Annotated in this window: 7 protein-coding genes and 2 tRNA genes; 3 read left to right on the top strand and 6 right to left on the bottom strand. The window is 67.5% G+C overall.

What is annotated here, in order from left to right; translation table 11 throughout:
• Position 1: 1 nt before the first annotated feature.
• Positions 2-77 (bottom strand) — tRNA-Ala (locus tag AXA74_RS23445).
• A 202-nt stretch (positions 78-279) separates the two neighbouring features.
• Here AXA74_RS23445 and AXA74_RS23440 point away from each other — a divergent pair.
• Positions 280-1,269 carry an aldo/keto reductase gene (locus AXA74_RS23440; RefSeq protein WP_172899607.1) on the top strand — a complete coding sequence of 330 codons (990 nt, stop codon included), beginning with the start codon at positions 280-282 and terminating at the stop codon, positions 1,267-1,269.
• On the opposite strand, the gene lnt is transcribed toward AXA74_RS23440, so the two are convergent.
• The 5 genes from lnt to miaB form a co-directional block, all read right to left on the bottom strand.
• Entirely contained in the window at positions 1,266-2,876 is a 1,611-nt protein-coding gene (lnt, locus tag AXA74_RS23435; protein WP_029579452.1) for an apolipoprotein N-acyltransferase, read from the bottom strand. The genes AXA74_RS23440 and lnt overlap by 4 nt on opposite strands.
• Positions 2,873-3,751 (bottom strand): HlyC/CorC family transporter, encoded by an 879-nt coding sequence (locus tag AXA74_RS23430; RefSeq protein ID WP_029579451.1) that lies wholly within the window; start codon positions 3,749-3,751, stop codon positions 2,873-2,875. Before AXA74_RS23430 ends, lnt begins: the two co-directional genes overlap by 4 nt.
• Before the next feature lie 138 nt (positions 3,752-3,889).
• A complete protein-coding gene (gene ybeY / locus AXA74_RS23425) occupies positions 3,890-4,369 on the bottom strand; it encodes an rRNA maturation RNase YbeY (protein WP_029579450.1) in 480 nt (159 codons plus the stop codon).
• A complete protein-coding gene (locus AXA74_RS23420) occupies positions 4,356-5,378 on the bottom strand; it encodes a PhoH family protein (protein WP_032956121.1) in 1,023 nt (340 codons plus the stop codon). The genes ybeY and AXA74_RS23420 overlap by 14 nt, the downstream gene beginning before the upstream one ends.
• Positions 5,375-6,799, bottom strand: coding sequence for a tRNA (N6-isopentenyl adenosine(37)-C2)-methylthiotransferase MiaB (gene miaB / locus AXA74_RS23415; RefSeq protein WP_032956119.1), 1,425 nt, complete (start codon positions 6,797-6,799; stop codon positions 5,375-5,377). Before miaB ends, AXA74_RS23420 begins: the two co-directional genes overlap by 4 nt.
• 175 nt (positions 6,800-6,974) lie before the next feature.
• Here miaB and AXA74_RS23410 point away from each other — a divergent pair, with 175 nt between their 5' ends.
• Entirely contained in the window at positions 6,975-7,676 is a 702-nt protein-coding gene (locus tag AXA74_RS23410; RefSeq protein ID WP_185844197.1) for a phosphatase PAP2 family protein, read from the top strand.
• Between the two features lie 110 nt (positions 7,677-7,786).
• A tRNA-Ala gene (locus AXA74_RS23405) sits at positions 7,787-7,862 on the top strand.
• Position 7,863: the final 1 nt, after the last annotated feature.

Genomic DNA, 7,863 nt, shown 5'->3' with positions numbered 1-7,863 from the left:
TTGGTGGAGGTAAGCGGGATCGAACCGCTGACCTCTTGCATGCCATGCAAGCGCTCTCCCAGCTGAGCTATACCCCCATGGTTTCCAGCACCTTCGCTGCTGTCACTTTCGTGTCAACCGCGAAGAAACGAGATTATGCACGAGTTTCCGGGGCTGTGCAAGCCAGCCGCAAAAAATTTTAAAAAAAGGGAGGCATGCTAGAGTGGGCCATCGCTGGAGATGAAGGAAGCCACGATGGCCAAGACATCCTTTCCGACACGGGCGCTGGGCAGGACCGGCATGGCGCTGTCGCGCGTGGGCCTGGGCACATCGGCCATCGGCGGCACGGCCTGGGCCTATGCCTGGGGCGAGCAGGACGATGGCGAATCCATCCGCGCCATCCGCCACGCCGTGGACCGCGGCATCAACTGGATAGACACCGCCGCCAGCTATGGCCAGGGACATGCCGAAACCATCGTGCGCCAGGCGCTGGCGCAGATGCCGCCTTCGTCCCGGCCTTATGTGTTTTCCAAGGGCGGCCTGGCCACCCGGGAGGGCCAGGCGTATGGCATCGCCCAGCCCGACAGCCTGCGGCGCGAGCTGGAGGGTTCGCTGCGGCGGCTGGGCGTCGAATGCATCGATCTCTACCAGATGCACTGGCCAGCCGGCGACGGCACGCCGCTGGAGGTGTATTGGCAGGCCCTGCTGGACTTCCAGCGCGACGGCAAGGTGCGCGCGATCGGCCTGTCCAACCATGGCTTGGCGCAGGTCCAGGCGGCCGAGGCCATCGGCCATGTCGACGCCCTGCAGCCGCCCTTCTCGCTCATCCGCCGCGAAGCGGGCGCCGATCTGCTGCCCTGGTGCGAATCGCGCCAGACCGGCGTCATCGTCTACAGCCCCATGCAATCCGGGCTGTTATCGGGCACGTTCAGCGACACGCGCCGGCTGCCGTCCAATGACTGGCGTTCGCGCGATGCGGAGTTCCTGCCGCCCCGGCTGGCGCGCAACCTGGCCCTGGCCGAAACCTTGCGGCCGCTGGCCGAGCGCCACGGCACGACCGTGGGCGCCATCGCCATTGCGTGGACGCTGGCCTGGCCGGGCGTAAGCGGCGCCATCGTCGGCGCGCGCAGCCCCGCCCAGGTGGATGGGTGGCTGGGCGCGGCCACGCTGGAGTTGGATGACGAGGCCTTGCAGCTGATCGCCGACGCCCTGGCCGATTCCGGGGCCGGCAGCGGCCCGCTGCAGCCGCCGGCCGACCGCCTGCCGACCCCGGCCGATTTTCTGCGCTAGCGGCGCCTGCGGACCCGCGCGGCAGCGGCGATCAGCACCACGCCGACGATGAGCAAGGCCAGTTTGTCACCAAAGCGCGCATAGGGCGTCAAGCCCGTCATGCCCTGCACCGTCACCGGCAGCACGCCGGGCTGGTGGGTGGGCAATTGCGCCGCCACGCGGCCGCGCGCGTCGATGGCCGCGGTGATGCCGGTATTGGTGGCCGTGACCATGGGACGGGCGGTCTCGATGCTGCGCAGGCGGCCGATCTGCATATGCTGGCGCAAGGCCCAGGTATTGCCGAACCAGCCCAGGTTGCTGACGTTGGCCAGAATGGTGGCTCCGCCCTGGCCCTGGCCGTCGGGATAGAGGGCGGGCAGCAGTTCGGGGCCGAAGAGGTCTTCGTAGCAGATGTTGAAGGCGATGCGCTGGTCGCCCACCGCGAAGGGCCGCTGATAGGCCGGCCCCCGGTCGAAATCGCCCAGCGGGATGTCCAGCATGTCCACGAACCAGCGGAAACCCGGCGGCACGAACTCGCCCCAGGGCACCAGATGCTGTTTGTCGTAGCGCATGGCGGTGGTGCCGGCGCGCAGGTCGGCCAGCGGCGTGCGGGCGTCGAAACCCATGACGCTATTGGTGTAGCGCGTGCGCCCGTCCGCATCGCGCTGGCGCAGCGGCACGCCCATGGCGATCGTGGCGGACTGGCGGGCCGCGATGGTCTTCCAGGCCTCCCAGACCTCGGGCGCCAGCTGGTCCTGGAAAACAGGCAGCACCGTCTCGGGCAGGATGATGAGATCGGCGCCGGGCGTGCCGGGCTGACCGGGCAGCGCGGCCAGTTCGAGATGGCGCAGCAGGCCGGCCTCCATCAGGGCGGGATCGAATTTCTGCGATTGCTCGACATTGCCCTGCACCAGGCGCAGGTTCAGCGGCTGGCCCTGCGGGCGCGACCATGACACCAGGCCGAGCAGCCCGCCGGCCAATACCAGGACGATGGCCAGGCCGGCGGCCAGGGCCTGGCGCGCGCTGCCGGCGCCCTTGAGGCTGGCGATGGCGGCCGCTGCGAAGGCGGTGATGAAGGCCATGCCGTGCACGCCCAGGACGGGCCCCCAGCCCGCGATGGGGCTGTCCACGACGCCATAGCCGATGTTCAGCCAGGGGAAACCCGTCATGACGGTGGCGCGCAGCCACTCGAACAGCGTCCAGCAGGCCGCCCAGACCAGGGCCACCCAGCTCGCGCGCCACAGCGAAGCCGCGGCCTGCGGCGGGCAGATGCTGCGCGCCAGCCAGCCAGCGGTGGCCGGGAAGACGGCAAGAAAGACCGACAGGGCCACGACACCGGCCGCGGCCAGCGGCGCGGCCATGCCGCCGTAATCGTGCATGCTGACATAGAGCCAGTACAGCCCGACGGTGAAACTGACACTGGCGAAGCCCCAGCCGCGCGTCCAGGCGGCGCGGCGGCTGGGCGCTTGCAGCACGGCATGCGCGGCCACGGCCAGCATGAGCACCTGCACCCAGGCCAGCGACCAGGACGGCAAGGGGCCGGGCGCGAAACTCAAGGCATGCAAGGCGCCCGCCGCGGCCAGCACGCCGGCGCCCGGCAGCCGGGCGCCCGTCAGCCCGCGCCTCATTCGGCGGCGTCCGTCCGCGCCGGCTGGGGCGCGCGCCGCACCCGCAGCCACAGGGCGCGGCGGGGGTCGGCGCGGATGACCTCGAACTGGAAACCGCCAAACTCGGCCGTATCGCCCCGGCGCGGGATGCGCCCGAGCTTGCCGCCCAGCCAACCGCCGACGCTGTCGTACTCGTCGTCCGGCAGCTGGGTGGAGAAGGTATCGTTGAAGTGGCTGATCTCGGTCGAGGCCAGCATGCGCCACTGGTTCTCGCCTTCGGGGAAGATGGATTCTTCCTCGTCTTCGTCGAACTCGTCCTCGATGTCGCCGACGATCTGCTCGAGCACGTCTTCCATGGTGACCAGGCCGGAGATGCCGCCATGCTCGTCAATCACGATGGCGATGTGGTTGCGCGCCGAGCGGAACTCGCGCAGCAGCACATTGAGGCGCTTGGCCTCGGGAATGAAGATCGCCGGGCGGATCAGCGAACGCAGCTCGATGGAGGGGTCCAGCATATAGCGCAGCAGATCCTTGGCCAGCAGGATGCCCAGGATGTTGTCGCGGTCATCTTCGTAGACGGGAAAGCGCGAATGCGCGGTCTCGACGATGGTGGCCAGCAGTTGCTGCAGGGGTTGGGAGACGTCCAGCAGGTCCATCCGCGAGCGCGGCACCATGATGTCGGCGACGGTGCGCTCGGAGACGGCCAGCGCCCCCTTGATCATGGTGTAGGACTCGGCATCAAGAAGCGCCCTGTCGTGGGCGGCATCCAGGAAGGTCTTGATGCCTTCGCGGTCTTCTGGCTCGCGCCGGACCAGCGAGAGAACGCGGTCCAGCAGGGATTTGGAGGATTTGTGCGTGGAAGCCGGAGAATCGGCAGCAGGGTATGGGTCAGGCATTGTCCAAACGGACTCGTAACGAAAGGGTCAGCATAACCGATACCCCCCCTGGCCATGCAAGTTGGGGCTGTAATATGGCGGCAATATGCCGCCATATACGGGTTTTTGCGGAGAAAATCCGGCCAACACGGGCCGGCATCAAGCCTGATAGGGGTCGGAAATACCCATGCGCGCCAGGATGGCCGTCTCCAACCCCTCCATGCGCCGGGCTTCGCGCGCCTTGATATGGTCGTAGCCCAGCGCGTGCAGCACCCCGTGGATACAGAGGTGGGCGGCATGATGGTCAAAGGTTTTTTTCTGCTCGCGGGCTTCGCGGGCCAGCACCGGCACGCAGATGACGATATCGCCGCGCGCGGTGCCCAGCGGGTCCACGCCGTACTCGAAAGTCAGCACATTGGTGGCGTAGTCGCGTCCCCGGAATTCCGCGTTGAGCCGGCGCCCTTCGGCCTGGCCGACCAGGCGGATGTTGAGCTCGGCGGACGAGAACGCCACCCGCCCGTCGGCCGCGGCGCCGGCCAGCGCATAGCCCGCCCAGCGGCGCAGCCGCCAGCGCGGCAAGCGCGGTTCGTCCACCGCATATTGCACGGCCAGGGCCAGGCCGGGATCAGGCGTTGTCATTCTGTTCGGCCTGATCGTAGGCATCGACGATGCGCGCCACCAGCGGATGGCGCACCACATCGCGGCTGGTGAAGCGCGTGGTGGCGATGCCCTGCACGTCGGCCAGCACCTTGACGGCATGCGCCAGCCCGCTTTGCTGTCCGCGCGGCAGGTCGATCTGCGACGGATCGCCCGTGATCACGGCCTTGCTGCCGAACCCGATGCGGGTCAGGAACATCTTCATCTGCTCGGGCGTGGTGTTCTGCGCCTCGTCCAGGATCACGAAAGCATGGTTGAGCGTGCGGCCGCGCATATAGGCCAGCGGCGCGATCTCTATACTCTGCTTCTCGAACAGGCGCTGCACGCGCTCGAAGCCCATCAGGTCATAGAGGGCGTCATAGAGCGGCCGCAGATAGGGGTCGACCTTCTGGGCCAGGTCGCCGGGCAGAAAGCCCAGGCGCTCGCCGGCCTCCACGGCCGGGCGCGTCAGCACCAGGCGCTGCACGGTATCGCGCTCCATGGCGTCGATGGCGCAGGCCACGGCGAGCCAGGTCTTGCCGGTGCCGGCCGGCCCGATGCCGAAGGTGATGTCGTGCTTGAGGATGTTGTTCAGGTAGTCGCGCTGGCGCGGCGTGCGCGGGCGCAGGTCGGTGCGCCGCGTGCGCAGGGCGATGCCGTCGCTCTCGTCATCGACCGGCGGCAGCGTGGCATCGAGCTCGCGCGGATCTTCCTGGACCTCGACACGGCGCCCCACGCCGATCTCGACCAGCCCCAGCTGGATGTCGTCCACCGACAGCGCGCGGTGCGTGGCCTGCTCGTAGAAGCGGCGCAGCGCCCGGCCGGCCAATTCGGCCTGCTCGCCTTCGATGGTGACCCGGCTGCCGCGGCGCGAGAGCTTCACGCCCATGCCGTCGGCCAGTTGCCGCAGATTCTCGTCCAGCGGACCGCAGAGATTGGACAGGTGGACATTGTCGCCATCGAGGTTGACGATGACGGGCATGCTGCGGCGGCGGCTGCGCGGGATGCTCATGCTGCTCCTTGGTCGCTGTCTTCGGTGCTGACCACGCGGCCGCGAAGCGAATTGGTGAAGGCCTGCGTGATGATGACATCCACCATGTTGCCGACCAGGCGCGCGGGCCCTTCGAAATTGACGATACGGTTGTTCTCGGTGCGGCCCATGAGTTCGTTGGGATCGCGCCGCGACGGGCCTTCGACCAGCAGGCGCTGGCGCGTGCCCACCATGCCCTGGGCAATGGCGGCGGCCTGCTCGTTGATCAATGCCTGCAGCTGCTGCAGGCGCTTGAGCTTGACCTCCTGGGGCGTGTCGTCGTGCAGGTCGGCCGCCGGCGTGCCCGGGCGGCGCGAATACACGAAAGAAAACGAGGTATCGAAGCCCACATCGGCGATGAGCTTGAGCGTCTTCTGGAAGTCTTCCTCGGTTTCGCCGGGGAAGCCCACGATGAAATCGGAAGAAAGCGTCAGATTGGGACGCGCGGCGCGCAGCTTGCGCACGACCGACTTGAACTCCAGCGCGGTATAGCCGCGTTTCATGGCGGCCAGCACGCGGTCGCTGCCGGCCTGCACGGGCAGGTGCAGGAAAGACACCAGCTTGGGCAGGCGGGCATAGGCCTCGACCATGCGCTGGGTCATTTCCTTGGGATGCGAGGTCGTGTAGCGGATGCGCTCGATGCCGGGGATCTCGTGCACATATTCCAGCAACATGGCGAAATCGGCGATCTCGTCGCTGCCCTCGATGCGGCCGCGGTAGGCGTTGACGTTCTGGCCCAGCAGCGTCACTTCGCGCACGCCCTGGTCGGCCAGGTCGGCCACCTCGGTAAGCACGTCCTCGAAGGGGCGCGACACCTCTTCGCCGCGCGTGTAGGGCACCACGCAGAAGCTGCAATACTTGCTGCAGCCTTCCATGATGGACACGAAGGCCGTGGCCCCCTCGACGCGCGAAGGCGGCATATTGTCGAACTTCTCGATCTCGGGGAAGCTGATATCGACCTGCGACACCCCCTCGTCTCGCCGGCGTCGGATCAGCTCGGGCAGGCGGTGCAGGGTCTGCGGGCCGAAGACCACGTCCACATAGGGCGCGCGCTTGACGATGGCCTCGCCCTCCTGGCTGGCCACGCAGCCGCCCACGCCGATCACCAGGCGCGGATTGAGTTTCTTCAGGTGCTGCACGCGGCCCAGGTCGGAGAAGACTTTTTCTTGCGCCTTCTCGCGCACCGAACAGGTGTTAAAGAGAATGACGTCGGCTTCTTCAGGATTGTCGGTGACTTCCAGACCCTGGTCTTCGCGGAGCACGTCGACCATTTTGTCGGAGTCGTACTCGTTCATCTGGCAGCCGAAGGTGCGGATGTAGATCTTGCCGCCGGCGGCGGGGGCCGCGGGCGTGGCGGGCGTGGCGAGCGGTGCGCCTGCGCGCTTGAGCGTGGTTTCTTGCATGGGCGGACGCCGTGACGGGTGTAGATCCCGGGGACGTTATCAAAGTAGATTAGGGAAACTGCTGATTTTACCGTTTTACACAGTAAATCGTCTTTGTCGCGCAGGCTGCGCCCATTACTATTGTCCGCCGCCACGCCCCAGGCAGTGGCCCCCTTTAATTCTGATACCTCCGGCAATGACGACTGGTGTTCCGCTCTCCCCTCCCCTGCGCCCCATCCGCGGCAAGCTCAGCCTGGTCTTGCTGGTGGTCGTGGCGCTGGCCTGCACGCTGTGGCTGGACCGCCCGCTCGCGCTCTGGCTGGATGCCAATGTGCCCACCGGCCTGAACACGCTGTTCGACCGCATTGGCCGGCTGGGCGACCCGGGGCTGTACGTCCTGGCCGGCCTGGGCCTGTACATCTGGTCGCTCAACGGCCTGGCGCGCGGCTGGCACTGCCGTTTCGAGGCCGGCTTTGACCGCATCGCCCGCGGCTCGCTGCTGCTGCTCGCCACCCTGTCGGCCGGCGGCATCGTCACGTGGCTGCTCAAGCGCGCGGTGGCGCGCGCCCGCCCGGAAGAACTGTTCGACCATGGCTTCTACGGCCTGGGCGGGTTCTTCGCCGGCAAGCCTTTCGACTCCTTTCCGTCCAGCCACACCCAGGCCGCCTTCGCGGTCGCGGGCGTGATCGCCATCGTCGCGCCGCGCTGGCGCTGGCCCGTGTTGACGCTGGCCGCCCTGGTGGCCCTCAGCCGCGTCATCAACCGCGATCACTTTCTCACCGACGTGGTGGCTGGCGCCCTGGTGGCGCTGGGCTGCGCCTTCGCGCTGGCGCCGCGCATTCTCGGCACGCAATACCAGTGGCCGCTGCGCGCGCCCTGGCGCTGGCGGCGGGGCTGATTTCACGGGGCGCTGCACGCTTTTTAAAAATCGTGCATAATTCGCCCCCGTTCACCGAACGACGCAAGACAAAGGCGAGAACCTCCGGTTGCGCCGCGTATTGTGGGCTTGGGGGTATAGCTCAGCTGGGAGAGCGCTTGCATGGCATGCAAGAGGTCAGCGGTTCGATCCCGCTTACCTCCACCAC

This window comes from Bordetella hinzii LMG 13501, from assembly GCF_001548475.1.
Lineage (GTDB): Bacteria > Pseudomonadota > Gammaproteobacteria > Burkholderiales > Burkholderiaceae_B > Bordetella > Bordetella hinzii.
This window is presented reverse-complemented; position numbering and strand designations above follow the sequence as displayed.